This window comes from Azoarcus sp. Soil_N_20, assembly GCF_057656155.1.
Genome location: NZ_JBDGKX010000004.1, coordinates 106,734 through 130,858, shown reverse-complemented (window position 1 = coordinate 130,858; position 24,125 = coordinate 106,734). Strand labels below are relative to the sequence as shown.

The window sequence follows — 24,125 nt, the reverse complement described above, 5'->3', positions numbered from 1 at the left end:
CCCGCACGCGGTTTCGCCAACGTCGCGGCGAGCTCCGCGAGATGGTTTCAGTGCGCGCCTGGGCGCCGGGCGGTGGTCGGCCGGCCCGCTTCCTAGCTGGGCGCTCGGTCCAAGCCCGTGTCCGCGCCGAGCGCGTTCAGGCCCTGGCTGCTCAAGCCGGGCTGCCTTTCGTGCGCGAGTATGTGTTCGAGCGCTACGTCGTGCTCTATGCCCATTCAGCAAACGAGGTGGTGCTACTGGCACTCAAGCACCAGCGGCAGCTGGGCTATTCCGTTTCCTGACGTCGCTGCAGCCCTGAACCCCATAGGGTAGTCGTGATCGCGGCGAGATGTTCGTTGCGACGGCCATCAATGTGGTCCAGCGAACGGAAACTTTGGCGGCCACTATTTAGAATGGCCACCGATGTGCAGGTGTGCCGCACGAGGCATGTCGGGCCATCGCCGGTCACCGTTTCCACCAGGAGTACATCATCAGGTCGAAGGGCGCGCCGACATAGTAAAGGCCATTTGATGGTGCTCCCGCTGGGCGCTGCAATAAATAACCTGTTTAAAGACATAGACCTTCGCAGGGTATCGGTGCAGCAATTCGTGCCAGTGTGAGCCTGATGCCCTGGTGCTTCAAACGCTCGGCGAGGAGGCCAGCTGGCGAGAGAACGCCGAACTCGTGTTCGAGCTAGATCAGGGCCTGCGCGTCGGCTACCGCGGCTTCTACAAGTGCGGCATCGGGGGACAATCGAACGAGCGGGCAGAAATCCCTGAACGGAGGCCCCATGGTTATGAATCAGCGCGGCAAGACCGCGACCCTCTACCGGATGGTCATGCCCGACCATCTTTGCCCATTTGGGCTCAAGTCGAAGGATCTGCTCGAGCGGCAGGGCTTCGCCGTCGAGGATCACCCGCTTACGACGCGGGACGAGACCGAAGCGTTCAAGAAGGAGCATGCCGTCGAGACGACCCCGCAGACCTTCATTGATGGAGATCGGATCGGCGGCTATGACGATCTTCGCGCCCATTTCGGCAAGGAGGTCAAGGGCGCGGACGAGACCAGCTACAAGCCGGTCATCGCGATCTTCTCGGTCGCCTTCCTGATGGCCCTGTCGGTCAGCTGGTACACGTTCGGCACCGTGTTCAGCATCAGGGCCGTGGAATGGTTCATCGCGATTAGCATGTGCATCCTCGCCATCCAGAAGCTCCAGGATATCGAGAGCTTCTCGACGATGTTCCTGAATTACGATCTGCTGGCGCAACGCTGGGTCCGCTACGGGTACGTGTATCCCTTCGGCGAGGCACTGGCCGGTGTCCTGATGATCGCAGGCGAGCTGATCTGGATCGCGGCTCCCGTCGCGCTGTTCATCGGAACCGTCGGCGCGGCCTCGGTCTTCAAGGCAGTCTACATCGACAAGCGCGAGCTCAAGTGCGCCTGCGTCGGCGGATCGAGCAACGTACCGCTCGGCTTCGTCTCCCTGACCGAGAACATGATGATGATCGCCATGGCAATCTGGATGCCGATCCGAATGCTTTGGCTGGGGTCGTCCTGACTGCGGCACCGGCAGGTCTACGATTGGCAGCCGCTCCGTACGGCAGAAAACCGGAAGGCTTAGATGATGAACTGGAACGAAATGGGCACTGGAATGGGTTTTGGAATGGGCTTTGGCTGGCTGATCGGCCTGCTGATCCTTGTGCTGCTGGTTTTGGCGATAGCCGCACTGATCAAATATCTTCGGAAATGAGTGAAAGGAGTTCTCAATGACTTACACAATCAATCGAGTGATTTCCGGCGCGGGTATCGATGACGTCGACGCCCGCACCCGTACGGCGCTGGCTGACCATGGCTTCGGCGTGCTGACCGAGATCGACGTCAAGGCGACGATGAAAAAGAAGCTTGATGTCGAGATGCCGGCCTACCGCATTCTTGGCGCTTGCAATCCGAAGATGGCGCATCAGGCGATCGGCATCGAGCCTCGCGTTGGCGCGATGCTGCCCTGCAACGTCATCCTGCGCGAAGTCGAGGCCGGTGTGGAGGTCAGCGCCATCGACCCGGTGGCATCGATGCAGGCGATCGAAAACGCCGAATTGACTGCCCTGGCGGGCGATGTCCGCGACCTTCTGGCGGAGGCTGTCAAGGCGATCTGAGGACACTGACCGGCATCGTTCTGGCGAGCTTCCTGCTCGCCCATTTCGGTGGCGAGGCGGTCAGCGGAGACCTCGGCCGGACCCTATGGGCGATGCTCGGACTCGGGCGCGTGACGGGATTGCCGCTGCTCTGGTGGCGATACGCCGTAAGCCTGAGAAGGAAAATCGATGCCGAACGATTACGTGAAGAACAGCATCACACTGCCGGGCGCGGTGGCGATGGGCACCGGCGTGATGATCGGTGCGGGCATTTTCGCGCTGACCGGCCAGATCGCCGAACTCGCAGGACCGCTCTTTCCGCTCTCGTTCATCGTGGGCGCTGTCGTGACCGCGTTCAGCGCCTATACCTCCTGTTCGTGCGGGTTTTCCTCGCGCGCAATCCGGTCAGGGAAGGCGCTGACGACCACCATTGAGGATAGCTTGAGCTTCCATGTCGCAAGCGCGGGTCTGGCAAGGCTCGTTGGCTACCGCACGACCTTGACCGGTTGCCCCGGCCGCGGCTCAGTACCGCCGGCGTAGCTGCTGTTGAGAAGCCGCAACTGCGCTTCGGCCTGCGGTCCCAGTGGTGACGAACGCGCCAACTCGGCGAAGCCGCCGTGCGGGTAGGGCTTCGTCTTCAGCACCCACGGTCGCGCAGCGGCGCGCTCGGATGCATTGAGCGGCCGGAAGGATCCCTGGGCCTCGGCAAGACCGACTGCTGCGCGCTGCAGCGCAGCAGTGTCGCGGGCGCCGTAGTTCAGCAGGTAGTTCCGATTGCCTGGCCCGCTCACCAGCAGTACGCGCACGGCCTCGGTCTGGCCCCGGTCGTTGCGCCGCGCGCCACTGAACTGCGTCGTCGCCAGGCCTTGTAGCGTACCCCGCTCGACGCGCCCCTCTGTCGGCCTGATGAGCTTGCGTATGATCTCATCGTGGGTGTTGCCCGCTTGGGGTGGCACCAGCCGCACGATCAGGCCTGCGTCGCCGGCCCCATTCACGACGGCGATCGCTTCGGATGTGTTCCGGATCCGCCAGCCCGGCGGCGCGGTGAGCGCGATGCCCAGCTCTTCGTGGAAGAAGTTTCGCCCGCGCGTCACGCCCTGCGTGCGGCCTTCGCCGAAGCTCATGCCGTCGATCGCCTGCAGGTAGCGGGTGCGGCCATCGTCGCCGTAGTCGCCCTGGTAACCGGCGGCGAAGCGTCGGATGTCGGCCAGGCGCTGGTCGTTGCTGGGGTGCGACGACAGCCAGGTGGCGCCTGCGGGCGGCGCACGCCCCTCGGCCCGGGCCACATCCGCGGCGAAGCGTTCCTGGTCCTTCAGCGCGCCGATGACGGCGACCATGTTGTCCGGGTCGTAGCGGTTGCGCATCAGGTACTCCGCGCCCAGCTGGTCGGCCTGCAGTTCCTGTTCGCGGCTGTAGCTTGCCAGCCAGCCCGCGGCGACGCCCTGCGACATCTGGCCGGCCGCGCTGGCGGCGCCCCCGACGCCCTGGCTCTCGAGCACCGCACCGAGCACCGTAGCCGCCAGCACTCCGAGCCCGGCGTCCTGCTGGCGGGTGGCCCGCTGTGCACCATGGCGCGCAGTGACGTGGCCGATCTCGTGGCCAACGACAGCGGCCAGTTCGGCCTCGTTGTCGAGGTAGGCCATGAGTCCGCGCGTGATGTAGACATAACCGCCAGGCAGCGCGAAGGCATTGATCTCCGGGCTGTCGACAACGGTGAAGGTCCAGGGCAATCCGCCGCGGTGAGACAGTCGCGCGAGATTCTGCCCGACCCTGTCGACATACGCCTGTAACCGAGGATCCGCGTAGGCGCCGTACTCGGCCAGGACCTGCTGGTGCGCTTTCCTGCCTTCGGCGATCTCGGTGGCTTCGTCCATGACCGTGCGCTCTGCGCGCCCCGTCACCGGGTTGACGACTGTCGTGCCGCAGCCGACCAGCAGCAAGGCGCTCAGCAAAGCCGAGGACAGGGCACGGGACCAACTGTGGGTGTGCATGAAGCATGCTCCCTGGCGTCGAATGTCGGAAAAGACCCCGGTGCGGCTGCTCCGCACCCGTGCCGGAATGTCGTTGGTCGAGGCACCGGTCACAAGTACGTCGAGTGCCAACTCTGGTCGCCATCGTGGCGGGTGTCTGTGCGCCAGTGCACATCGGCAGGCGGTCGCCCCGGCAAGGAATCTGGCGTGTTCATTACCTGTCGGGTAGCGATCCATCGTGCTTGACGGCAGACGTCAAGGCAGATGTGGATTGCTATAGAGCGCGTGCGAAACCGCCTTTTCGCACAAACAGAGCGTTGAGAGCCCTCTCTGCCTCGTTTTTGTGCAGCTTACGACGAATCTGGGTTTCAGGTGCCCCTCGCCTCTCGCACGAATCGCTGTAACCCTCGCCAGTACTGGCGTTTCGCGCAGAAAAGACAAAGCCCGGAGCGAGTCCGGGCTTCGAGGGTGTTGGTGGACCGAATGAGGATCGAACTCACGACCTCCGCATTGCGAAGGTAAAAACAGAGCCAAGCTACAAAGGCTATCTAGCGTCATATTGGGTTATTTGCCACAATCCTGCCACACTCAGCATAAGCAGGCATTGAAGTATGGCAACGTTCCGCAAGCGCGGCCCCTACCAATGGGAAGCGCAGATTCGCAGGCGAGGCTACCCGGCACAGAGCAAGACCTTCAACACGAAGGCCGAAGCTGACGCCTGGGCCAACATGATCGAGTCCGAAATGGCTCGTGGGATCTGGGTAAGCCGGGGCGAAGCCGAGACAACGACGCTGTATGAGGCACTGACGCGGTACGAGGAAGAGATCTCGCGGACTAAGAAGGGTGCGGCGCAGGAATCCTCCGTTATCCGCATCTGCAAGGCGCTCGAACTCGCCCGGCGCCCCCTCGCCTCGATCCGCAGCACCGACCTCGCAAAGCTCCGCGATGAATGGTTGAAGCTCTATCAGCCAGCGACGGTGCTACGTCGTCTCTCCGTGCTGTCGCACGTTTTCAGCGTCGGTCGCAAGGAATGGGGCATGGAGAGCCTATCCAATCCCGTGGAGCTGGTCCGCAAGCCTCAACCTAACAACGCACGTTCCCGACGCATTGCCTCCTCCGAGTCCACAGAGGCCGTTGGCCCCGAATACAGTGAGTCGAACCGGCGGGCCGAGCAAGGCGAACTGGAACGAGTCGTCGCGGCGAGCGGTTCTACCCTCCTCCCCTCAATAATCTGGCTGGCAGTCGAGACTGCGATGCGTCGTGGCGAAATCGTCGGCCTCCGCTGGGAGCATGTCGACCTCACAAGGCGCGTAGCGCACCTTCCCTCCACGAAGAACGGCACAGCCCGGAATGTGCCGCTATCCTCCAAGGCAGTCGCGGTCCTCCAAGGTCTGAGAGACGCCAGAGGCGGTGAGTCCGCAGTCCATGGCGGACGAGTTTTCAGTATCCGTAGCGACGCTGTCACGAGGGCATTCGAGCGTGCGGTCGCCCGCGCCAGAAAACTCTACCTGGATGAATGCGAAGAAACGAAGCAGCGACCGGACGAGCGATTCCTCATCGACCTCCGTTTCCATGACTTGCGGCACGAGGCAACATCGCGTCTGGCGGCGATATTCCCGATGCACGATCTGACGAAGATCACAGGACACAAAGACCCACGAATGCTAATGCGGTACTACCATCCCCGCGCAGAGGACCTCGCCAAGCGTTTAGCGTGATGGTGATCTCCACCAAAGCAGTGGCGGGGTCGACCGCGATATCCGATCGTCCTGGGCTGATACGACCCGTCTGAGCCGAGACTGTGCCGGCGCCGACCTCCTTGCCTGTCTTGCGGCGAGTTTTCGGCGCCCGCAGCGTGTAATCGAGCGCGGTGGCTGTCCAAAACGGGTTTCCTGCAAGTTACACAGCGCAGCTGCGCAAATCAGGTGGGGTCGGAATAATGACCAAGTAATAATCATAATAATTTTATTATGATTATTATGTGATTGACCCAAGTCACGCAACGAAGCGCTCGAAAGCAAGGCGGCGAAACGGCGGCGATCGCCGAAACCAAACTCCAGAAGCTGCGCGACGAGCTCACCCAGGTACGCGGCGATCAGCCGGCAGGTCCGTGCCTGGCTGGGGGCCAATGCGCTGACCCTCGACACCGAAACCACCGGACTCGACGAGCACGCGGAGATCGTCGAGCTCGCGGTGATCGAGATCCACGGCATCACTGATGAAATGGTGGCTGCGGCGCCGATCTGGGCCGATGTAAAGGCCTACGCGAACCGTACCCCGAGATTCGTCACAAGGCTTGTGACGAATTGAGCGAGCTTGACTAGGCCAGCGAGCTGGCAGACATCTCTGCCGCGCTGGAGGCCGTAGAAGCGCTCAAGGGCTCCTCGCCGAATCTGAGTTGGTCACACTACCGCAGCCTGAGCATGATCGAGCACCGTGCCGAGCGATTGTTCTACGAGATCGAGGCCGAGCGCTGCAACTAGAGCCAGCAGGTATTGGCACGACCGATTCACAGCCAACTGCTTGCGCGCCTGCTGAAAAGCCGGGACAAGGCCGGCATGCTGAAGCGGGCCAGTGTGGGGCAGACCGTCGAGCGCCCGATGGATGTCATCAAGCATCCGTATGTGCTCGATTTTCTCGACCTTCGCGAGGCAGCCCAGTCGCATGAGTCGGAGCTGGAAGCGGCCATCATCAAGAAGTTGCAGCCCTTCTTGGTCGAGCAGGGAAAAGGTTTTGCCGCCCAGTCTGCGATAATCCGGCGCACATCATGACATCGGACCTTCGTCTTGCAGCATTCAACGATTACGCTCGCCCAGCTTGAATCCCATCTTTGGGAATCGGCAAACATCCTGCGCGGCCCGGTGGATGCCGCAGACTTCAAGACCTATATCTTCCCGCTGCTGTTTTTCAAGCGCATCTGCGACGTCTGGGACGAGGAATACCAGGAGATCGTCGACGAGACCGGCGACGAGCAACTGGCCTGGTTCCCGGAATCACATCGCTTCCAGATTCCTGAGGACTGCCACTGGAACGACGTGCGCACCAAGGCGAGCAATGTCGGTGCAGCGCTCCAGCGGGCGATGCGCGAGATCGAGAAGGCCAACCCGGAAACCCTGTATGGCGTGTTCGGTGACGCGCAGTGGTCGAACAAGGACCGGCTATCGGATGCCCTGCTCAAGGATCTGATCGAGCACTTCTCCAAGTTGCCGTTTGGCAACAAGAACGTCGATTCGGACCTGGTCGGTGATGCCTACGAATACCTGATCAAGAAGTTCGCCGACGCAACCAACAAAAAGGCAGGCGAGTTCTACACCCCACGCAGCGTGGTGCGGCTGATGATCGACATGCTCGATCCGAAGGAAGCCGAAACCATTTACGACCCGGCCTGCGGTACCGGCGGCATGTTGCTGGCCGCCGTGCAGCACGTCAAAGAGATGCACGGCGACGTCAAGCGTCTGTGGGGCAAGGTGTACGGACAGGAAAAGAACCTCACCACCTCTTCAATCGCGCGGATGAACCTGTTCCTGCACGGCATCGAGGATTTTCAGGTGGTGCGGGGGGATACCCTGCGCAACCCCGCTTTCTTCGACGTCGACCGCCTGGCCGTTTTCGATTGCGTGATCGCCAACCCGCCGTTCTCGCTGGAAAAGTGGGGCGAAGACCTTTGGCTGAATGATCCCTTCGGCCGCAACTTTGCCGGGCTGCCGCCGTCATCGAGCGGCGACTTTGCCTGGGTGCAGCACATGGTCAAGTCGATGGCTGACGTAACCGGCCGGATGGCCGTGGTGCTACCCCAAGGGGCACTGTTCCGCAAAGGCGTGGAAGGCAGCATCCGCCAGAAACTGCTGGAGATGGATCTGGTCGAGGCCGTGATCGGGCTCGCGCCCAATCTGTTTTACGGCACTGGCCTTGCCGCGTGCATCCTGGTCCTGCGCAAGCGCAAACCGGCCACGCGCAAGAAAAAAGTCCTGATCGCCGATGCCTCACGACTGTTCCGCCGGGGCCGCGCGCAAAACTATCTGGAGCCCGAGCACGCCGCCGACATCCTCGGCTGGTATCGTGGTTTCACCGGTGTGCAGGACGCGGTCCGCGTGGTCACCCTCGACGAGATCAAAGCCGAAGACTGGACGCTGAACATCTCGCGCTACGTCCTCCCGCCGCTGCAAGAAGACATCCCGCCCCTGCCCGAAGCCATCGCAGCATTCAAGGATGCGCTCACCCGCTGTCGCGAGGCCGAAGTTCGGCTTGCACAGGTTATGACTGAAGGGGGATGGCTGCAATGAGGCACCCAAGCAGACGCATCAGCCAGCAAGAGCTGGAAAGCTACCTCTGGGGCGCCGCTGTGCTGCTGCGCGGCCTCATCGACGCCGGTGACTACAAGCAGTTCATCTTCCCGTTGCTGTTCTACAAGCGCGTATCGGATGTATGGGAAGAGGAATACCAGGCGGCGCTGGCCAACTCAAACGGCGATCTCTCCTATGCCCAGTTCGCCGAAAACCACCGCTTCCAGATCCCCGACGGTGGGCACTGGAACGATGTGCGCCAGGCTCCAAAAAACGTCGGCGCCGCCATCCAAAAAGCCATGCGCACGATCGAGACAGCCAACCCCGATCTGCTCGACGGCATCTTCGGCGACGCCCCGTGGACTAACCGCGAGCGCCTGCCCGACGAAACGCTGAAAAACCTCATTGAGCACTTCTCCACCCAGACGCTGTCGGTGGCCAGCGTGCCCGAGGATGAGCTGGGCAACGCCTACGAATACCTGATCAAGAAGTTCGCGGACGATTCAGGGCACACGGCGGCCGAGTTCTACACCAACCGCACCGTCGTCCACCTGATGACGCAGCTGCTGGCCCCGCAGGCCGGAGAGTCGATCTACGACCCCACCTGCGGCACCGGCGGTATGCTGATCTCGGCGCTGGACGAAGTGAAGCGCTCCGGCGGTGAGTACCGCACGCTCAAGCTGTACGGACAGGAACGCAATCTCATCACTTCGTCCATCGCCCGCATGAACCTGTTCCTCCACGGCGTGGAGGACTTCGAAATCATCCGCGGCGACACCCTGGCCGACCCCAGGCACATCGAGGGCGACCGCCTGCGCCAGTTCGACGTAATCCTGGCCAACCCGCCGTACTCCATCAAGCAATGGGACCGCGAAGCCTGGGCTCAGGACAAATGGGGCCGCAATCATCTGGGCACGCCGCCACAGGGCCGCGCCGACTACGCCTTCCAGCAACACATCTTGACCAGCCTAACATCCAAGGGCCGCTGTGCTGTGCTGTGGCCTCATGGCGTGCTGTTCCGCAATGAAGAACAAGCCATGCGCGCCAGAATGATCGAGCAGGACTGGGTGGAGGCCGTGATCGGTCTCGGCCCCAACCTGTTTTACAACTCGCCGATGGAGTCGTGCATCGTCATCTGCAACCGCAAGAAAGCGGCTGCGCGAAAAAACAAAGTGGTCTTCATTGACGCGGTGAACGAAGTAGCCCGCGAACGAGCACAAAGCTTCCTCAAACCCGAACACCAGCAGCGCATTCTCGGCGCTTTCAAAGCCTTCGCCGATGAACCGGGCTTCGCCAGGGTAACAACGCTCGCCGAGCTTCAGAAGAACGCCGGAAACCTCTCGATTCCGCTCTACGTGAAACGAAGGCCAGCCGGCGCCTCAAGAGCTGACGATGGCGCACATCCCGGTGGCCTTGCCGAAGCATGGGCCGCATGGGAAGAGCATGGGCGAGACTTCTGGCAGCAGATGGATTCCCTGGTCGAGACGCTGAACGCGCTCGAACAACCGGGTAGCGAGCCTGAAGGGAATCTCTCTCGCGCTTCGACCATTTCCTGAGGCCCCGGTCGTGCTGGAAGAGGCCGTATTACGCTATTACGAGTACGCCTCAGGCAGGAAGCGGATTCCGTTTCTTGCTGAACAGACCGGCATCACTGCGAGGGGGTTGGGCAAGGCCCTGGAGAAAGGTCTTCGGGAATCGACCATTTCACGCGCCCGACGCCACTCCGAAGAGCGCGCCCGGGATCAGTTGCGGCAGTGTCAATTCAGTGAGGACGAGATCAGCGCCTGGATCACCGGCCACCCCGGAACGCTGACCGCAGGCATGATCTATGAGACCGAGATGCAAGGAACGATCGAGTATCCGCTGACAATGGCTCTCGCCAGGCGCATTGACGAACTGGGCATCACGCTGATCAGTGCTCGCGAGAGCGGTGATTTTGCAAAGGCAAAAATTACGCTGCTCGACACCGAGTGGCTCGACTCCCGGCATTTCTTGAGCAATCACGACGAAGCACCCAACGCCAGCCCCGAGTTGCTGCAAGGCGCACAGTCGGCAAAAGTATGGTCTGAGCTTGAGAAGCCGGCTTCTGGCGTTGCAGCCAACCTGCTGTTCTCGCTGCTTGCCCAATGGGACATCGAACTTCAATCGCATCATTTTCCCCAGATGCAGCGTCGCCCGGTGTTCAGTCTGCTGTTACCACTCGCCGATATTGAGCGCGTCCAGGCCAATCCGCGTGGTCGTGAACCCATGCGCTTTCCGGTTTCGCGGCTGATAGACCTGCTCTACGCGATGCACCATCGCCATAGGTACTGCAGGTGGCCCGACACGCGCCCGGGGCTCAGGGACCTCGTGCCCGTGTGCAACGAGTCCGAAAGCAACCTCGTCAACTGGCGGGATGGCACCAAGCACCTGTCGTTGAAGAACTTCGAACAACTCCGGCATGCGTTTTTCGTGTCACCTAAAGACGGCTGCCCGCCGCCCATCACGCCACTTTACGTCGCGACTGCCCTGTTTCAGGTGTTACTGGTGAAGGTCAATACCGCCAAGAGGGGCAAGCAAGTTCTCTTGCACGACGCGGAGTACCTTTACTGGTGGAACGAACATTTGCAACGCATGAAGCAGGCCGGTGGGGTTGCCAGCGGTGACACCCCATGGCCTGCCTGGCTCAGTGAACCTTAGTCGTTGCCATCCGGCAGTAAAGCGTCGGTTTCGACTCTGTCCTCCCAGTCATCCGGGCGTTCGTCCCAACCGCGGGACTCCCAGTATGTATCATTGTTCGGGTTCAACTGATCCGCATGATTGTCGAGATCGTCTTTGCGTGACATGGTCATTCTCCTGCAGAATGTCGGGGATTCATTGGTCGTTGGAATCGATGGCGTTTCGCTCGGCCACTTTCTGCATGCGACCCACGTAACTTCCCTTGGGCACTCGTCCGTCGTTTTTTTTCGCGACCGCCGACTGTATGCGGGCCAAGTCGGTCTTGTTGATCGGCTTGCGGTTGGTGTTGTTCGGTTTCGGTTTGCTCATCTTCATCTCCTTGGCGAGGCAAGAGTTAGTGGACTCCCGACGCATCGGGAGTGCTTAGTGTTGCCGCTCGCGCTCGTCAGGCTGTTCCAAAAAACGGAACTTCAGACACCGAACATCCGGATAGTCGTTCGTAAAACCACAATTTAATCTTTACCTAACAGGTAAAGATGAATATCATTCGGAGTGGCGGTTGGAGATTCGATACCAGGATAAGAAGCTCCGCGAGCTGTGCGAAAAGCAGGCCGTCGCCGAGAAGAAACTCGGAGCGGCCTGCTCGCGCAAACTGCGCAACCGCCTGAGCGATCTGGATTCCGCAAGCCGGGTGAGCGAGCTGGTTGCTGGCAACCCTCACCCACTCAAGGGTGACCGTGCGGGGCAGTTCGCGCTCGATCTGACCGGCGGCTGGCGTCTGGTGTTCGCCCCAGCCCACGATCCATGTCCAACCCGTCCGGACGGCGGGATCGACTGGTCCCGGGTCACCATCGTCTGCATCGAATACATAGGGGATTACCATGACTGAACTGAGTGCTCCCTTTGCGCCAGACTGGGTCTCCCCACCTGGCGAATCCATCCTCGACATCGCCGAGGAACGCGGCTGGACCCAAGCCGAACTGGCCCAGCGCCTGGGCTACAGCGAAAAACACATCAGCCAGCTCATCAACGGCAAGGTCCCGGTGACGGTAGATGCGGCCCAGCGTCTGGAACGTGTGCTCGGCAGCACCATGGACTTCTGGCTCACGCGCGAGGCCAACTACCAGAAACACAAGGCGCGCCTGGAAGCGGCCGAGCGCCATGCCGGATGGGTGCCATGGCTGGACGAATTGCCGCTCAAGGACATCATGAGCAGTGGCGCCATTGCCAAACAGCGTGTGGATGCCAGGAACAAGCCCGGCTTGGTCGAAGCCTGCCTGCGCTTCTTTGGCGTGGCGTCCCCCGACGACTGGCGCGCCCACTATGGCAGCATGCAGATGGCTTTTCGCCGCAGCCGCGCCGAGCAATGCGATGTGGGCGCCATCTCGGCCTGGTTGCGCCTGGGTGAGCAGCAAGCCGAAAAGCTGGACGGCCCGAAATACGACAAAGGCCGTTTCGAGAATGCCCTGAACGCCATTCGCGGCCTGACCTGCGAGGCGCCCGACGTCTTTGAGCCTCAAGTGCGCAAGCTCTTGCACGAAGCCGGCGTTCTTCTGGTACTCGTGCCGGCCATTCCCCGCGCCCATGTCAGCGGCGTGGCGCGCTGGCTGGGGCCGACACGCCCGCTGATCCAGCTCTCGCTGTACGGCAAGACCAACGACAAGTTCTGGTTCGCCTTCTTCCACGAGGCGGCCCACATCCTGTTGCACGCCAACAGCCATGCCGACAAGAAATCCATTTTTCTCGACGACCCCAATGCCGCGCATACGGATGACCCGCAGGAGCACGAAGCCAACCAGTGGGCCGGCAACCGCCTGATTCCAGCGCAATGTGCGCATTTGCTGCCCGGCCTGCGCAGCAAGGCAGCGGTGATCGAGTTTGCCCTGCAGATCGGCGTCCATCCCGGCATCGTGGTCGGGCGCCTGCAGCATGACGGGCTGATCGATCCTTCATGGATGAATGATCTGAAGCAAAGCTTCCGCTTTAAAGTGGCGAGCGATGCGTAACACCGCCAGTCGCGATCTCTGCGGACTGGACACGCTCGCAGCCAGCCTGGTGCTGCGCCGCCTGCGCGACCGGGGCCTGCTGGAAAAACAGGGCGCCGGCAGTCGCACCGACTACACGCTGAAGTGGGCGGACCGCCCCGAGGCGCGTAACGCGACCCAGCGGGAACTGCCGCTTGAAATCCCCACAAGCCCGGCCGGCGCAGCAGGGGATTCTGGTAATCCCCACAAGCCGGATAAACAATCCCCACAAGCACTTGTGGGGATTCCGGAGGCATCGCGTCAGCGCATCCAGGCCGCCGGCAAGAAACCGCGTCAAGCCACAGTGCGCGCGCTGATGCGCGATCTGTGCGCGCTGCGCGCCTACACCGCGCAGGAGCTGCGCCAGCTGCTCGGCCGCAGCGACGCCCGCGAACTGGCCCGGCTGCACCTCAAGCCCATGCGCGAAGCCGGCGTGTTGACCTTGCGGTACCCGGAAAGTGAAAAGCACCCCCACCGGGCCTACCACACCGTGGGCGCAGAAGACGAAAACGAGAAGGAGCAAGGCGGCGATGCCTGAACAGACCGCGAATCTCAAACCTGGCTGGCGTCGAGTGAAGTTTGGCGATGTGGTGCGGCTCTCCAAGGCGCGCAGTCCGGATCCGCTGGCCGCTGGATTTGAGCGCTACATCGGCCTCGAACATCTGGAGCCCAACGATTTGCGCATCCGCAGCTGGGGCAGTGTCGCCGACGGCGTGACCTTTACCAGCGTGTTTCAGCCCGGACAGGTGCTGTTCGGCAAGCGCCGCGCCTACCAGCGCAAGGTTGCGGTGGCGGAATTCGCCGGTGTGTGCTCCGGCGACATCTATGTGCTGGAGACCAAGGACGCGCAGGCTCTACTGCCGGGATTGCTCCCATTCATTTGCCAGACTGATGCCTTCTTCGATCACGCGGTGGGTACATCGGCCGGTTCGCTGAGTCCGCGAACAAGCTGGTCTAGCTTGGCGGACTTTGAGTTTGGATTGCCGTCAATGGAGGAACAGGCCCGAATTCTGCTGCTGTTGGATGCCTGGTACAAATCCTCGGATTCGCTCTTTCAAGCGATTACAGATGCGGAGCGAATGCGACGTGCAGCTTTTACTCAGTTCTTTGAACAAGGGGCCCGTGGGGACGAGCGCACGATCACACAAATTGGCTCGCTGCCTAAGACATGGGCGCTAATTCCTCTGGGAGAGAGGTATCAGGTTCAATTGGGTAAGATGATGTCCGAGACAGCGAGATCCGCTCCCAGCCAGACTCCCTACCTCCGCAACGCAAACGTTCAGTGGAATAAGCTGGAGCTCGACGATGTCGCTGAAATGGCATTCAGTCCCAGAGAAAAGGAAAAATTTGGACTGCGCTACGGAGACATTCTTGCATGCGAGGGGCGGCATGTCGGCAAGTCCGCCATGTGGAAAGGCGAGATTCCAGGTGCCTGCTACCAAAAGGCACTTCACAGGCTTCGACGTCTTTCCGATAAAGATGAGCCTCGGTACTTACTTCACTGCCTTCAGTACTACTCCTGGACCGGCAAGTTCGTAGCTGTGACGGGGGAAACCACGATCCCCCATCTGTCTGCAGAACGCTTCAGGGCGATGCTCTTTCCATTTCCGCCGCTGGACGAGCAAGTCGAGATCGCCAATGCGATCAACCAGATTGACGTGACGATTGATGCTTTGAAAGAGCGGCAACGTTCCGCGTCCCTTGGACTTTCTTTAGTTCTCGGCGAGAGCATTGGGAGAAGCATTGTTTAACGAGTCCAACACTGTCGAAGCCTACGTCCGCGACTTGCTTGCTGGTCCGAGCAAAGCCCCACCGGCCAACACCGCTCAGGAGCCGCTCGCCAGTTATGGCCCCAGCCCCAAAGGCATCGGCTGGCGCTACGCGGCGGCGTCGGCGGTACCACGCCAGATCCAGGAAGTGCTGGTCGAGCCCTGGCTGCGCGACGCGCTCATCCGCCTGAACCCCGCAATCGCAGCCCAGCCCGACCTTGCCGACGAAGTACTCTACAAGCTGCGCGCCATTGTGCTGTCGGTGCGCTCAGATGGGCTGATCCGCGCCAATGAGGAAATGACCGCCTGGATGCGCGGCGAGCGCTCCATGCCCTTCGGCCCGAACAACGAGCATGTGCCGGTGCGGCTGATCGACCTCGACGATCTGTCGCAGAACCGGTACATCGTCACCCAGCAATTCACCTACCGTGCCGGCCCCACCGAGCGCCGCGCCGATCTGGTGTTGCTGGTGAATGGCCTGCCGCTGGTGCTGATCGAGGCCAAGACCCCGGTCAAGAAGTGCATCAGCTGGGTGGACGGCGCCGTGCAGGTGCATGACGACTACGAAAAGTTCGTCCCCGAGCTGTTCGTCTGCAATGTGTTTTCCGTCGCGACCGAGGGCAAGGCCTACCATTACGGCTCCATCGGTTTACCGGTCAAGGACTGGGGGCCGTGGCACCTGGACAGTGGCGCTCAGTCGGCAAACGCGCAGCACCATCCGCTGAAGTCGCTCAAGCTGTCGGCCGAGAGCATGCTCCGGCCGAACGTGGTGCTCGACATCCTGGGCAGTTTCACCCTGTTCGCCACGGACAAGAAGAAGCGGCGCATCAAGATCATCTGCCGCTATCAGCAATACGAGGCCGCAAACAAGATTGTCGAGCGGGTGCTGGCGGGCTACCCCAAGAAAGGCCTGATCTGGCACTTCCAGGGTTCGGGCAAGTCGCTGTTGATGGTGTTCGCGGCGCAGAAGCTGCGCATGCACGCCGGCCTGAAGAACCCCACGGTGCTGATCGTGGTCGACCGCATCGACCTCGATACGCAGATCACCGGCACCTTTACCGGCGCGGACATCCCAAATCTGGAAAAGGCCGGCACGCGCGAGAAGCTGCAGCAACTGCTGGCGCAGGACGTGCGGAAGATCATCATCACGACGATCTTCAAGTTCGGCGAGGCTCCCAACGGAAAATCGGGCAGCCTGAACGACCGCAGCAACATCATTGCACTGGTAGACGAAGCCCACCGCACGCAGGAAGGCGACCTGGGCCGCAAGATGCGCGAGGCGCTGCCCAACGCGTTTCTGTTCGGCCTGACCGGCACGCCCATCAATCGCGCCGACCGCAACACCTTCTACGCCTTCGGTGCCGATGAGGACCTGGCCAGCGGTCGGGGTTACCTGAGCCGCTACGGCTTCGAGGAATCGATCCGCGATGGCGCCACGTTGAAGTTGCACTTCGAGCCGCGCCTGATCGACCTGCACATCGACAAGGCTGCGCTCGACGCTGCCTACAAGGATCTGACCGGCGGTCTGTCGGACCTGGACAAGGACAACCTCGCCAAGACCGCCGCCAAGATGGCAGTGCTGGTGAAAACGCCCGAGCGCATTCGCAAGATCTGTGAGGACATCGTCGAGCACTTCCAGACCAAGGTGGAGCCCAACGGCTTCAAAGGTCAGATCGTCACCTTCGATCGTGAGTCCTGCCTGCTGTTCAAGGCCGAGCTGGATAAGCTGCTGCCGGCGGAGGCCACGGACATCGTGATGTCGGTGCAGGCGGCCGACAAGAAGGACCATCCGGAGTACGCGCCCTATGACCGTTCGCGGGATGAGGAAGAACGGCTGCTCGACCGCTTTCGCGACCCCGCCGACCCACTGCAGCTGATCATCGTCACCGCCAAGCTGCTGACCGGCTTCGATGCGCCCATTCTGCAGGCGATGTACCTGGACAAACCGCTGCGGGACCACACCCTGCTGCAGGCGATCTGCCGGGTGAACCGCACCTATTCCGAGCAGAAGACCCACGGCCTGATCGTGGATTACCTCGGCATCTTCGATGACGTGGCGGCGGCGCTGGAGTTTGACGACCAGAGTGTCAAGCAGGTGGTCAGCAACATCCAGGAGCTGAAGGACAAGCTGCCCGAGGCCATGCAGAAGTGCGTGGCGTTCTTTGCCGGCATTGACCGCAGCCAGCAAGGTTACGAGGGCCTGAGCGCGGCGCAGGACTGCCTGCCGAACAGCGAGGTACGCGACAACTATGCCGCCGAGTTTAGCGTCCTCAACAAGATCTGGGAGGCGCTGTCACCCGACACCGTGCTGGGGCCGTTCGAAACGGACTACAAGTGGCTGTCGCAGGTGTACCAGTCGGTGCAGCCCTCGAGCGGCCACGGTAAGCTGATCTGGCATTCGCTCGGCGCCAAGACCATCGAGTTGATCCACCAGAACGTGCATGTGGATGCCGTGCGCGATGACCTCGACACCCTGGTGCTGGACGCCGATCTGCTGGAAGCGGTGCTCTCGACCCCTGATCCGAAGAAGGCCAAAGAGATCGAGATCAAGCTCAAACGCAGACTGCGCGGCCACGGCGGCAATCCCAAGTTCAAGAAACTGTCTGAACGGCTCGATGCGCTGAAAGACCGCTTCGAGTCCGGGCAAATCAACAGCGTGGAGTTCCTGAAAGCTTTGCTGGAGATCGCCAAGGAAACCCTGCAAGCCGAGAAGGAGGTCCCGCCAGAAGAGGACGAGGATCGCGGCAAGGCGGCGTTGACCGAGATGTTCAACGAGGTCAGGACGGCCGAGACGCCTATCATCGTCGAACGAGTGGTCACGGATATCGACGAGATCGTGCGCCTGGTGCGCTTCCCGGGGTGGCAGGGCACGCAGGCTGGGGAGCGTGAGGTGAAGAAGGCCCTGCGCAAGGCGCTCTTCAAGTACAAGCTGCACGCGGATGAGGAGCTCTTCGAGAAAGCCTACAGCTACATCCGGCAGTATTACTAAGGGAGCGGGATGAACAATCAGGAGAACGACAGTGCGTCGAGTCCGACTTGGTTCGTCGGCGCCAGCTGTCGCGGGACCGATGACCCGATCCCGCGAGCTATGTCGGAGGGATCGAAGAGAGCGGCTACGACACGCATCTCGATGGTCCGTAGTTCCAGCTCGGAGAATTCGTCCCGTGGCGTCCCCTCGTAGCCTTACCTTTGCCCTCTATACGCACTGGGAAATTATTGAATCCCTGGTGCCGCTGACACGCGACTTCCCGGCATTCGACTCGGAGCAGGCCGTGGCCGTGATTGCCCGTGCCTGCCCGACCCTCGAGCCTGCACAGCGGGAAGACATCCTGCGCCAGCTGGTCAATGCGGATCTGCTGCGCCTGCTGCCCCGCGGCAATGCGCTCGAACTTCACCCCCAGGTGCTCGAGTTCGTGCGCGGGCTGACGCGCGAGCACGAGCTTGGCCTGTCGCAGGTGCTGCGGGCGCGGGTCGATGCGATCAAGGACGCCACCGCACAGCTCGCCGATGCGCTCGCCCTGAACCAGGCGGACGGCATGCGCAGTGCTGCGGTCAAGCTGGCTGAACTCTTCCGCCAGATCAGCCAGCAACTCGACCAGGACCGTCATGCAATCCTGGAACTGGCCGAGCGGGCCAAGGCCGCCGATGCGCACCTCCCTCTTTCCCGACGCTACACCGATGTGCTGCAAGCCTACGACAACTACGTCGAACCCATGGCCGAGATGATGGATAGCGGCCCGAACGGCACTTTCTATCGTCACCTCGAACAAGCCGAGCACACGCTCGACCACGTGGTGGAGACGCTCGAGGTGCGCGGCGCGCTGTATTCGCACCGCCTGTCCATGCGGCAGGTCGCGTTCCAAGCCAAGGAGCTGCGCCGCCTTGGTCGCGAGGTCCTGAAGCAGTGCAGTGACACTTTGCTGCCACTGCGCGAGGAGCTTCGCCAGCACAACGCCCTGTCGTCCGTGATCAGCCACTTGCTTGGGCAGATTCGCAAACGCGGGCTGCGTCGCGCCCTGCGGGGTGCCGAACTGCCGCTGTGGCAACGCGACTTTCAGCGTCGGGTCTCGGTGGGCAGCGAGGTGTTGTCGGTGATGAGTGAAGCGCTGAGCTACACGCCTGCTGCTGTCCAGTTTCCGGAGGACGATGGCGCGGTTGCCGAACCGATGGTCGATCTCGTCGACGAGCACGCCCTGCTGGCTGCACTGCGCCGGGACGCGCCGATCGACAATCTGCTCGACTGGTTGCATCGCCACCAACCCGCATGGAGCGACACCACCACGCTGCGGCTGTACCACGAACTCGCGCAGCGCCCCGAATGGCAAGCGATCCAGATCGAGCTTGCCTGCGCCCTGCCCCTGAACAGCGTGCGGGTGACGCTTCACCCGCATCGAATCACCTTGCCGACCGATCCCTCATGAGTTCGCCTTCATCCATAGACCTGCAGCGCCTGCCGTCCCTGCGCGAGCTGTTCGAACATCTCAACGCCGGCAAGCATCTGAACCGCTTGGCCCAGCAGCGCCTGTGGGCGGAACTGGAACGTGAGCAGGGTCAGTATGAAACCCTCTTCGCCGCGCTCGGCTACGCGCTGCGTATCGATGGGAGGGGCTTCGCCTGGTTCCATTCCGAGGAGGGCACGAGCAACGTCACCAAGACCACCCGCCAGCTCGCGCTGCTCTTCATGCTGATTTTCGAGTTCAAGGCCGACATGGGCGTCCATCTGGCGCGTTTCACCGAATGGCCGATCGACCAGGGTTTTTTGCTGGCGCTCATTGAAAAGAACAATCTGCTGTTGAAGGCCGAGCACCTGGCAGAGGTGGAGCAACTGACGCAGCTGATGCGCACAGCCGCCAACTACGGCTTCGCAATCGCAGATGGCGCAGGTTGGCGGCTGCTGCCGGCGGTGTTCCGGTACCTGGATCGCTTCGAGGAACTGGCCCATCGTGATACGACCGGCGAAGTGGATGCGAACGACGGCGATCAGGGCGACGACGTCGCTGTCGAGGAGGATGACGCGTGATCCGCTATGGTTTCCAGCGCCTCGCCCTGCTCAACAGCGCGGCCTACCAGCGTGCCGAACTTCCGCTCGATGCCGCGGTGTCGCTGATCGCGCCGAACAACACCGGCAAGACCAGCCTGATCAATGCGCTTCAATTCCTGCTGATCATCGACAAGCGGCGCATGGACTTCGGTGCGCACGAGGTCGACACCAGCCGGCGGTTTTACTTCCCCCACAACAGCGCATACATCCTGCTGGAGGTGGCATTGCCGACGACCGGCACCGTGGTGCTCGGCTGCGTCGGCAAGGGGGTAAGCCACGATTACGAATACTTCGCCTACAAGGGCGAGCTCGACCTCGAGCACTATCGACTGCCCGATGGCAGCACCGTGCCACAACCCGAGCTGCGAGCTCACATGCTGCAGTTCGGGCAACTGGTGTACGCCTACAGCCCGTCCGAGTTCGCCGACGCACTCTACGGCGGACGGCGTCACAAACGCCAGGACAACGAGCCGGATTTCACCGTCTTCAAGCTCGAGCAGGTCAGCAACGCGGCCATTTTCCAGCGCGTGCTCACCCGTACCTTGCGGCTCGACCGGTTGAACTCGGCCGAGGTGAAGGCCTATCTGCTCGAGATTTTCCGCAATGACCTTCCGGATGCGAGCATCGACTTCAAGGCGGAATGGGACAAGGCCTTTGCGGAGGTCAACGCCGACCGGGCGCAGTACGATGCAGCGATGAAGCAGCGCCCCCTGATCGCGACGCTGGAGCGGGATCACGATGCGCGCCGAGTGGTGCGCGGCAAGCTGCTGCACTTTCGGCCCCTGATCGATGCGCAACTCGGCGAATGGGACGCCTACCAGCGCGAAGAGAAGACTCGGCTGCAGGCCGAGCAGGCGCGCGTCGAGGCGGATGAAGAGGGTCTCACCGCGCGGGACCGTGACCTCGTAAAGCAGCAGGGCCAGACGAGCGGCAAGCTCGATGACCTGCAGAAGCTGGAAACCCGTCTCACTGCCTTGTCACGCAGCTTCGAACTGATTGCCGGGCGCGAGGTGCTGGAGCAACGGCAAAGAGAGATCCGCGGCCTGCTCGAAGCGCAGATCGTGCTGGTGCATCAGGCGGACAATCGCAGTGTGGCGAGCATCCAGCGCGACATCGTAGCAAACGAGCGCGAACAGCAACGTTGCACAAAGGAACTCGAAACGCTCGCCGACAACCTCTATCTGCGCTTGCGAGCGCAGCTTGATGACGACGAACTGGAGCGGCTGAACCGCGCACTGGCGGCACCGGTGATGACCTTGTCGCCAACCGCCTTCGAGCTCGATCATGCACGGTTGAAAATCTGGCTGCAAAACTCGCGCGACATGGCAATCGCCCTGCCCGGCCTGACCTTCGATCTGGGCGGATTGGCAGCGCAGCACGAGCAACGCTCGCGTGACCAGATCCAGGGGCAGCTTGCCGAACTACGCGCCCTTGCGCCCCAACTTCAACAGCAACTTGCCGCCGCACAGGCAATCGATGCCGCCCGGGCGCGCAAGACGCAGCTGCAACGCGATCTGGACAGCATTACGAAAGAGCTGACCGACTACGACGAACTGCTGCAACTACGGGCAGGCCAGGATGCTCGCGCGCTGGAAATGACGGCACTGAAGGCCCAACTCGACGAGATCGAACACCTGCTCAAGCGCTCAAAGGACGAAGCGACCCGATTGCGCGCTGCGCACAAGGATGTTCAGGCCCGCATCACCCGCCTCGAAGATCAGCACGAACAGATTGTCAGGCTGCGCAATCGACGCGGCGATGACGCACCGGTCTTCGATCTGCTTGGCGATCTGCCACATCAGCCCTGGCTGGGCAGCGATGACGTGGCGCTCGTCACGCTGGCCGAACACTTGCAGACCTATCAGCGCGACTGCGTCATGCTCCTCAACCTCGATGAGCGCATTGGCAACCACGTGGCAACGCTGCACGCAGGCGGGCTGACGAAGTATCTGTTTTCGGACAACCCGGAAACGGAGCTCGACCAGATCGTCCGCTTTGCCGCGCACCTACCCCAGGAAGCGGAAGCGCTCGAGCGCAAGGCCCGAACGGCAGTGGTCAATGTCACCGCATGTTTGCGTGAATTGCGTGATGGCCTGCTTCGTTTCCAGGGGAAAATGCGCGAGTTCAACCGCCTGGTGAACCGCCGGCAGTTGTCCGACCTGGAAGTCTTCAAGATCGAACCCGTCGAGGAGACGCCGCTGGTCGAGGCGATGGCGCAGCTCATCAGCACCGCCGAACAGGCTGGTAGCGGAGAGACTTTCGAACTCTTCAACCATCAGAGCGTGCTCGACGACGCGACACTCAACCGCGCCAAGACCTTGCTGATCGAGGAAGGCGCTGTACGCGGGTGCCTGAAGGTAGAGCATTTCTTCCGGTTGGAGTTCGTCGTCGGCAAGACCGGGCGCAAGCCCGAGTCCTTTACCGATATCGACAGCGCGGCCTCGAACGGGACGGTGCTGATGGCCAAGCTCGTGACCGGACTGGCGCTGCTGCACCAGATGAAGGACAAGCGCCACAACGTACAGGCCGTCTGTTACCTCGATGAGGCCTCGGCACTCGATCAACGCAACCAGCGCAGCCTGATCGAGACCGCAGAAGACTTCGGCTTTGCGCTGATCTTCGCCTCCCCTGCCCCGCTGATCACGGCCCGCTACTGCGTGCCGATCACCAGCCGCGGTGGCCATAACCTGATCAGCCGGCAGAGCTGGCAGATTATCGAATCGCTCGAACCAAGCGCGACCCACCTATGAGCCGAGCCCTCGCTGACGCCCTGGAAAAACTGCTGACCCAAGGCGATGAAGCACCAGCGAGCCTGTTCACGCCCACCCAACGATCGGCCCTCGACGTGCTCGCACGCGGGACCGGATTCCTCATCGCCCGCCCCCAGGGACGCGGTGTGACATACCGCATCAGCAACCGTGCCGGACTGGAAGCCCATCTGCGCACCCTGCGGCCTGAAACCCTTGCCATGCTCGCACGGGATCTCCCGCAACGCGCGGCCAACATCGCTACCCGTCGCGACAGCAAGGTGGGCTTCGCGAGCCATGCATTCCATTATTTGTTGATGAAAGCCGTCGGCGCCGATGTCTGCTGGACGCACGGCGACGGTCGGGTTCTCGACCTTTCTGCCTCGACGCAGTCCGCCGGGGCCGGTGTGCTGGCAATCCAGGAGGGGGACGACTGGCAATCGGACTGTCCGCTATGGCTGGTCGAAAACCAGGCCCTCTTCGATGACACGAGTTGGTTGCCTCAACACGCTCGGGCAAGCATCGGCTACTACGCGGGACAAATCCCGGGCCGGCTCGTGACATGGCTTGCGCACCGCTCGCGGGTGCCTGAAGTCATCCACTTTGCGGATTACGACGGCGTAGGCCTGCAAAACTTCGTTCGGCTGAAAGAGCACCTGACGACACCCTGTTCATTCTGGCTGATGCCGAACTGGCACGACTTGCTGCGCAAATACGGCAGCAACCAGATCTGGCTTAACACCCATCAAGAGTTCGTCGCAGCCACGACGCGGCTCGCCGCGATGCAGCCCCCCGCCGAACTGCTGGAGCTCTGCACTGCCATGAGTCGCGAAGGGTTGGCCCTGGAGCACGAGGCGGTATGGCTGGCGCGGAAGTCGGACTGAATGATGTTCGATGCAGATTCCCACTACGACAAGTGGTTCATGAAGCTCACGGGGCAAGGCACTTCTCACGAGGAGGCTGCTGTCGCCGTCATTCACCGCTATCTGGACGGGAAACCTTCCACAGGCATATCAACTGCTGGGCGCGATGCCGCTCTGTGGACGAGCGCCTTCTGGTCAAGCTGCCCTGACTCGGTGTTTCAGACTGAAGGGTTTTCACTCTCGCTGGCGAAATACCTATGCCACGGCGGCGATTACAGCTTCGCGGAACTGAAGCGGGCATTGACCGTGGCGCCCGCAGCTTGCAAACGAGCAATCCGCTATTCGCGGGTTTTTCTGGCCCCAGCGTCTTCACGCTGGCAGGCCCTGCAGCGCGTGCTCACATCCGAGCAGAAGGGCTATTGCGGCTTCGTAAAGGAATGTCGAGGGCTGCCGTTGGCCGATTCCATCGGTGTCGTAGTTGTTCGCCCGCCGGCTAATGGACACTGTGATGCCGTGCCTGCAAGAGTGCGACCGTAGTGCCTGACACGATGCTGCCCTGAGACGACTGGAAGGCTTAGGGCGGCAATACACCGTCATGCTGGGTCGCGTGACTTACGGCTAGTTTTCGTTCGCCCGGACTGCCCCGTATGGGATGCTTG

24 protein-coding genes are annotated in these 24,125 nt (G+C 61.8%); 20 read left to right on the top strand and 4 right to left on the bottom strand.

The features are described from left to right. Positions 1–41 precede the first annotated feature (41 nt). The 5 genes from AC3A35_RS10105 to AC3A35_RS10085 all read left to right on the top strand — a co-directional run bounded on the left by AC3A35_RS10105 (position 42) and on the right by AC3A35_RS10085 (position 2,651). A complete protein-coding gene (locus AC3A35_RS10105) occupies positions 42–281 on the top strand; it encodes a hypothetical protein (RefSeq protein ID WP_487435925.1) in 240 nt (79 codons plus the stop codon). 494 nt (positions 282–775) lie between these two features. Continuing rightward, positions 776–1,537 carry a MauE/DoxX family redox-associated membrane protein gene (locus tag AC3A35_RS10100; RefSeq protein ID WP_487435924.1) on the top strand — a complete coding sequence of 254 codons (762 nt, stop codon included), beginning with the start codon at positions 776–778 and terminating at the stop codon, positions 1,535–1,537. A gap of 63 nt (positions 1,538–1,600) precedes the next feature. After that, positions 1,601–1,729 carry a hypothetical protein gene (locus AC3A35_RS10095; RefSeq protein ID WP_487435923.1) on the top strand — a complete coding sequence of 43 codons (129 nt, stop codon included), beginning with the start codon at positions 1,601–1,603 and terminating at the stop codon, positions 1,727–1,729. 37 nt (positions 1,730–1,766) lie between these two features. Then, entirely contained in the window at positions 1,767–2,132 is a 366-nt protein-coding gene (locus AC3A35_RS10090; protein WP_487435922.1) for a DUF302 domain-containing protein, read from the top strand. Positions 2,133–2,300: 168 nt separating this feature from the next. Further along, complete coding sequence (locus tag AC3A35_RS10085) at positions 2,301–2,651, top strand: hypothetical protein (protein ID WP_487435921.1); 351 nt, start codon at positions 2,301–2,303, stop codon at positions 2,649–2,651. On the opposite strand, the gene AC3A35_RS10080 is transcribed toward AC3A35_RS10085, so the two are convergent. After that, the gene (locus tag AC3A35_RS10080; RefSeq protein WP_487435920.1) at positions 2,597–4,102 is read right to left on the bottom strand and encodes a M48 family metalloprotease; all 1,506 of its coding nucleotides are present in this window, start codon (positions 4,100–4,102) and stop codon (positions 2,597–2,599) included. The genes AC3A35_RS10085 and AC3A35_RS10080 overlap by 55 nt on opposite strands. A gap of 590 nt (positions 4,103–4,692) precedes the next feature. Between AC3A35_RS10080 and AC3A35_RS10075 the strand changes: the two genes are divergently transcribed. Then, entirely contained in the window at positions 4,693–5,799 is a 1,107-nt protein-coding gene (locus AC3A35_RS10075) for a tyrosine-type recombinase/integrase (protein WP_487435919.1), read from the top strand. Positions 5,800–6,483: 684 nt separating this feature from the next. Here AC3A35_RS10075 and AC3A35_RS10070 read toward each other — a convergent pair. Then, on the bottom strand, positions 6,484–6,699 hold the full coding sequence (locus tag AC3A35_RS10070) for a hypothetical protein (RefSeq protein ID WP_487435918.1): 216 nt from the start codon (positions 6,697–6,699) through the stop codon (positions 6,484–6,486). Here AC3A35_RS10070 and AC3A35_RS10065 point away from each other — a divergent pair. From AC3A35_RS10065 to AC3A35_RS10050, 4 genes are read left to right on the top strand one after another with little or no spacing between them, the layout of a single operon-like run. Further along, positions 6,682–6,852 (top strand): PDDEXK nuclease domain-containing protein, encoded by a 171-nt coding sequence (locus AC3A35_RS10065; RefSeq protein ID WP_487435917.1) that lies wholly within the window; start codon positions 6,682–6,684, stop codon positions 6,850–6,852. The genes AC3A35_RS10070 and AC3A35_RS10065 overlap by 18 nt on opposite strands. 15 nt (positions 6,853–6,867) lie before the next feature. After that, positions 6,868–8,364 (top strand): type I restriction-modification system subunit M, encoded by a 1,497-nt coding sequence (locus AC3A35_RS10060; protein WP_487435916.1) that lies wholly within the window; start codon positions 6,868–6,870, stop codon positions 8,362–8,364. Continuing rightward, positions 8,361–9,920, top strand: a complete 1,560-nt coding sequence (locus AC3A35_RS10055) for a type I restriction-modification system subunit M (protein ID WP_487435915.1) — start codon at positions 8,361–8,363, stop codon at positions 9,918–9,920. The genes AC3A35_RS10060 and AC3A35_RS10055 overlap by 4 nt, the downstream gene beginning before the upstream one ends. A gap of 10 nt (positions 9,921–9,930) precedes the next feature. Continuing rightward, complete coding sequence (locus tag AC3A35_RS10050) at positions 9,931–11,043, top strand: hypothetical protein (protein ID WP_487435914.1); 1,113 nt, start codon at positions 9,931–9,933, stop codon at positions 11,041–11,043. On the opposite strand, the gene AC3A35_RS10045 is transcribed toward AC3A35_RS10050, so the two are convergent. Further along, the gene (locus AC3A35_RS10045; RefSeq protein ID WP_487435913.1) at positions 11,040–11,189 is read right to left on the bottom strand and encodes a hypothetical protein; all 150 of its coding nucleotides are present in this window, start codon (positions 11,187–11,189) and stop codon (positions 11,040–11,042) included. The genes AC3A35_RS10050 and AC3A35_RS10045 overlap by 4 nt on opposite strands. 28 nt (positions 11,190–11,217) lie before the next feature. Beyond that, the gene (locus AC3A35_RS10040; RefSeq protein WP_487435912.1) at positions 11,218–11,391 is read right to left on the bottom strand and encodes a hypothetical protein; all 174 of its coding nucleotides are present in this window, start codon (positions 11,389–11,391) and stop codon (positions 11,218–11,220) included. Between the two features lie 190 nt (positions 11,392–11,581). Here AC3A35_RS10040 and AC3A35_RS10035 point away from each other — a divergent pair, with 190 nt between their 5' ends. The 10 genes from AC3A35_RS10035 (at position 11,582) to AC3A35_RS09990 (ending at position 24,003) form a co-directional block, all read left to right on the top strand. Next, a complete protein-coding gene (locus tag AC3A35_RS10035) occupies positions 11,582–11,911 on the top strand; it encodes a type II toxin-antitoxin system RelE/ParE family toxin (RefSeq protein WP_487435911.1) in 330 nt (109 codons plus the stop codon). Continuing rightward, positions 11,904–13,028: a helix-turn-helix domain-containing protein gene (locus tag AC3A35_RS10030; protein WP_487435910.1), complete on the top strand. Its 1,125-nt coding sequence runs from the start codon at positions 11,904–11,906 to the stop codon at positions 13,026–13,028. Before AC3A35_RS10035 ends, AC3A35_RS10030 begins: the two co-directional genes overlap by 8 nt. After that, on the top strand, positions 13,021–13,584 hold the full coding sequence (locus AC3A35_RS10025; RefSeq protein ID WP_487435909.1) for a hypothetical protein: 564 nt from the start codon (positions 13,021–13,023) through the stop codon (positions 13,582–13,584). The genes AC3A35_RS10030 and AC3A35_RS10025 overlap by 8 nt, the downstream gene beginning before the upstream one ends. Next, positions 13,577–14,797, top strand: a complete 1,221-nt coding sequence (locus tag AC3A35_RS10020; RefSeq protein WP_487435908.1) for a restriction endonuclease subunit S — start codon at positions 13,577–13,579, stop codon at positions 14,795–14,797. The genes AC3A35_RS10025 and AC3A35_RS10020 overlap by 8 nt, the downstream gene beginning before the upstream one ends. Beyond that, a complete protein-coding gene (locus tag AC3A35_RS10015; protein ID WP_487435907.1) occupies positions 14,790–17,804 on the top strand; it encodes a type I restriction endonuclease subunit R in 3,015 nt (1,004 codons plus the stop codon). Before AC3A35_RS10020 ends, AC3A35_RS10015 begins: the two co-directional genes overlap by 8 nt. A 175-nt stretch (positions 17,805–17,979) precedes the next feature. Continuing rightward, positions 17,980–19,236: a hypothetical protein gene (locus AC3A35_RS10010; protein ID WP_487435906.1), complete on the top strand. Its 1,257-nt coding sequence runs from the start codon at positions 17,980–17,982 to the stop codon at positions 19,234–19,236. After that, complete coding sequence (locus tag AC3A35_RS10005) at positions 19,233–19,835, top strand: condensin complex protein MksE (protein WP_487435905.1); 603 nt, start codon at positions 19,233–19,235, stop codon at positions 19,833–19,835. The genes AC3A35_RS10010 and AC3A35_RS10005 overlap by 4 nt, the downstream gene beginning before the upstream one ends. After that, entirely contained in the window at positions 19,832–22,606 is a 2,775-nt protein-coding gene (locus AC3A35_RS10000) for a hypothetical protein (RefSeq protein WP_487435904.1), read from the top strand. The genes AC3A35_RS10005 and AC3A35_RS10000 overlap by 4 nt, the downstream gene beginning before the upstream one ends. Continuing rightward, positions 22,603–23,487: a hypothetical protein gene (locus tag AC3A35_RS09995; protein WP_487435903.1), complete on the top strand. Its 885-nt coding sequence runs from the start codon at positions 22,603–22,605 to the stop codon at positions 23,485–23,487. Before AC3A35_RS10000 ends, AC3A35_RS09995 begins: the two co-directional genes overlap by 4 nt. Then, positions 23,488–24,003: a hypothetical protein gene (locus tag AC3A35_RS09990; protein WP_487435902.1), complete on the top strand. Its 516-nt coding sequence runs from the start codon at positions 23,488–23,490 to the stop codon at positions 24,001–24,003. It begins immediately after the preceding gene. Positions 24,004–24,125: the final 122 nt, after the last annotated feature.

Excerpts from the sequence above, each read along its gene's own strand:
- AC3A35_RS10105 (WP_487435925.1), top strand. The coding sequence starts at position 42 with ATGGTTTCAGTGCGCGCCTGGGCGCCGGGCGGTGGTCGGCCGGCCCGC.
- AC3A35_RS10100 (WP_487435924.1), top strand. The coding sequence starts at position 776 with ATGAATCAGCGCGGCAAGACCGCGACCCTCTACCGGATGGTCATGCCC.
- AC3A35_RS10095 (WP_487435923.1), top strand. The coding sequence starts at position 1,601 with ATGATGAACTGGAACGAAATGGGCACTGGAATGGGTTTTGGAATGGGC.
- AC3A35_RS10085 (WP_487435921.1), top strand. The coding sequence starts at position 2,301 with ATGCCGAACGATTACGTGAAGAACAGCATCACACTGCCGGGCGCGGTG.
- AC3A35_RS10080 (WP_487435920.1), bottom strand. The coding sequence starts at position 4,102 with ATGCACACCCACAGTTGGTCCCGTGCCCTGTCCTCGGCTTTGCTGAGC.
- AC3A35_RS10075 (WP_487435919.1), top strand. The coding sequence starts at position 4,693 with ATGGCAACGTTCCGCAAGCGCGGCCCCTACCAATGGGAAGCGCAGATT.
- AC3A35_RS10065 (WP_487435917.1), top strand. The coding sequence starts at position 6,682 with ATGGATGTCATCAAGCATCCGTATGTGCTCGATTTTCTCGACCTTCGC.
- AC3A35_RS10070 (WP_487435918.1), bottom strand. The coding sequence starts at position 6,699 with ATGCTTGATGACATCCATCGGGCGCTCGACGGTCTGCCCCACACTGGC.
- AC3A35_RS10055 (WP_487435915.1), top strand. The coding sequence starts at position 8,361 with ATGAGGCACCCAAGCAGACGCATCAGCCAGCAAGAGCTGGAAAGCTAC.
- AC3A35_RS10045 (WP_487435913.1), bottom strand. The coding sequence starts at position 11,189 with ATGTCACGCAAAGACGATCTCGACAATCATGCGGATCAGTTGAACCCG.
- AC3A35_RS10040 (WP_487435912.1), bottom strand. The coding sequence starts at position 11,391 with ATGAGCAAACCGAAACCGAACAACACCAACCGCAAGCCGATCAACAAG.
- AC3A35_RS10030 (WP_487435910.1), top strand. The coding sequence starts at position 11,904 with ATGACTGAACTGAGTGCTCCCTTTGCGCCAGACTGGGTCTCCCCACCT.
- AC3A35_RS10025 (WP_487435909.1), top strand. The coding sequence starts at position 13,021 with ATGCGTAACACCGCCAGTCGCGATCTCTGCGGACTGGACACGCTCGCA.
- AC3A35_RS10020 (WP_487435908.1), top strand. The coding sequence starts at position 13,577 with ATGCCTGAACAGACCGCGAATCTCAAACCTGGCTGGCGTCGAGTGAAG.
- AC3A35_RS10005 (WP_487435905.1), top strand. The coding sequence starts at position 19,233 with ATGAGTTCGCCTTCATCCATAGACCTGCAGCGCCTGCCGTCCCTGCGC.
- AC3A35_RS09995 (WP_487435903.1), top strand. The coding sequence starts at position 22,603 with ATGAGCCGAGCCCTCGCTGACGCCCTGGAAAAACTGCTGACCCAAGGC.
- AC3A35_RS09990 (WP_487435902.1), top strand. The coding sequence starts at position 23,488 with ATGATGTTCGATGCAGATTCCCACTACGACAAGTGGTTCATGAAGCTC.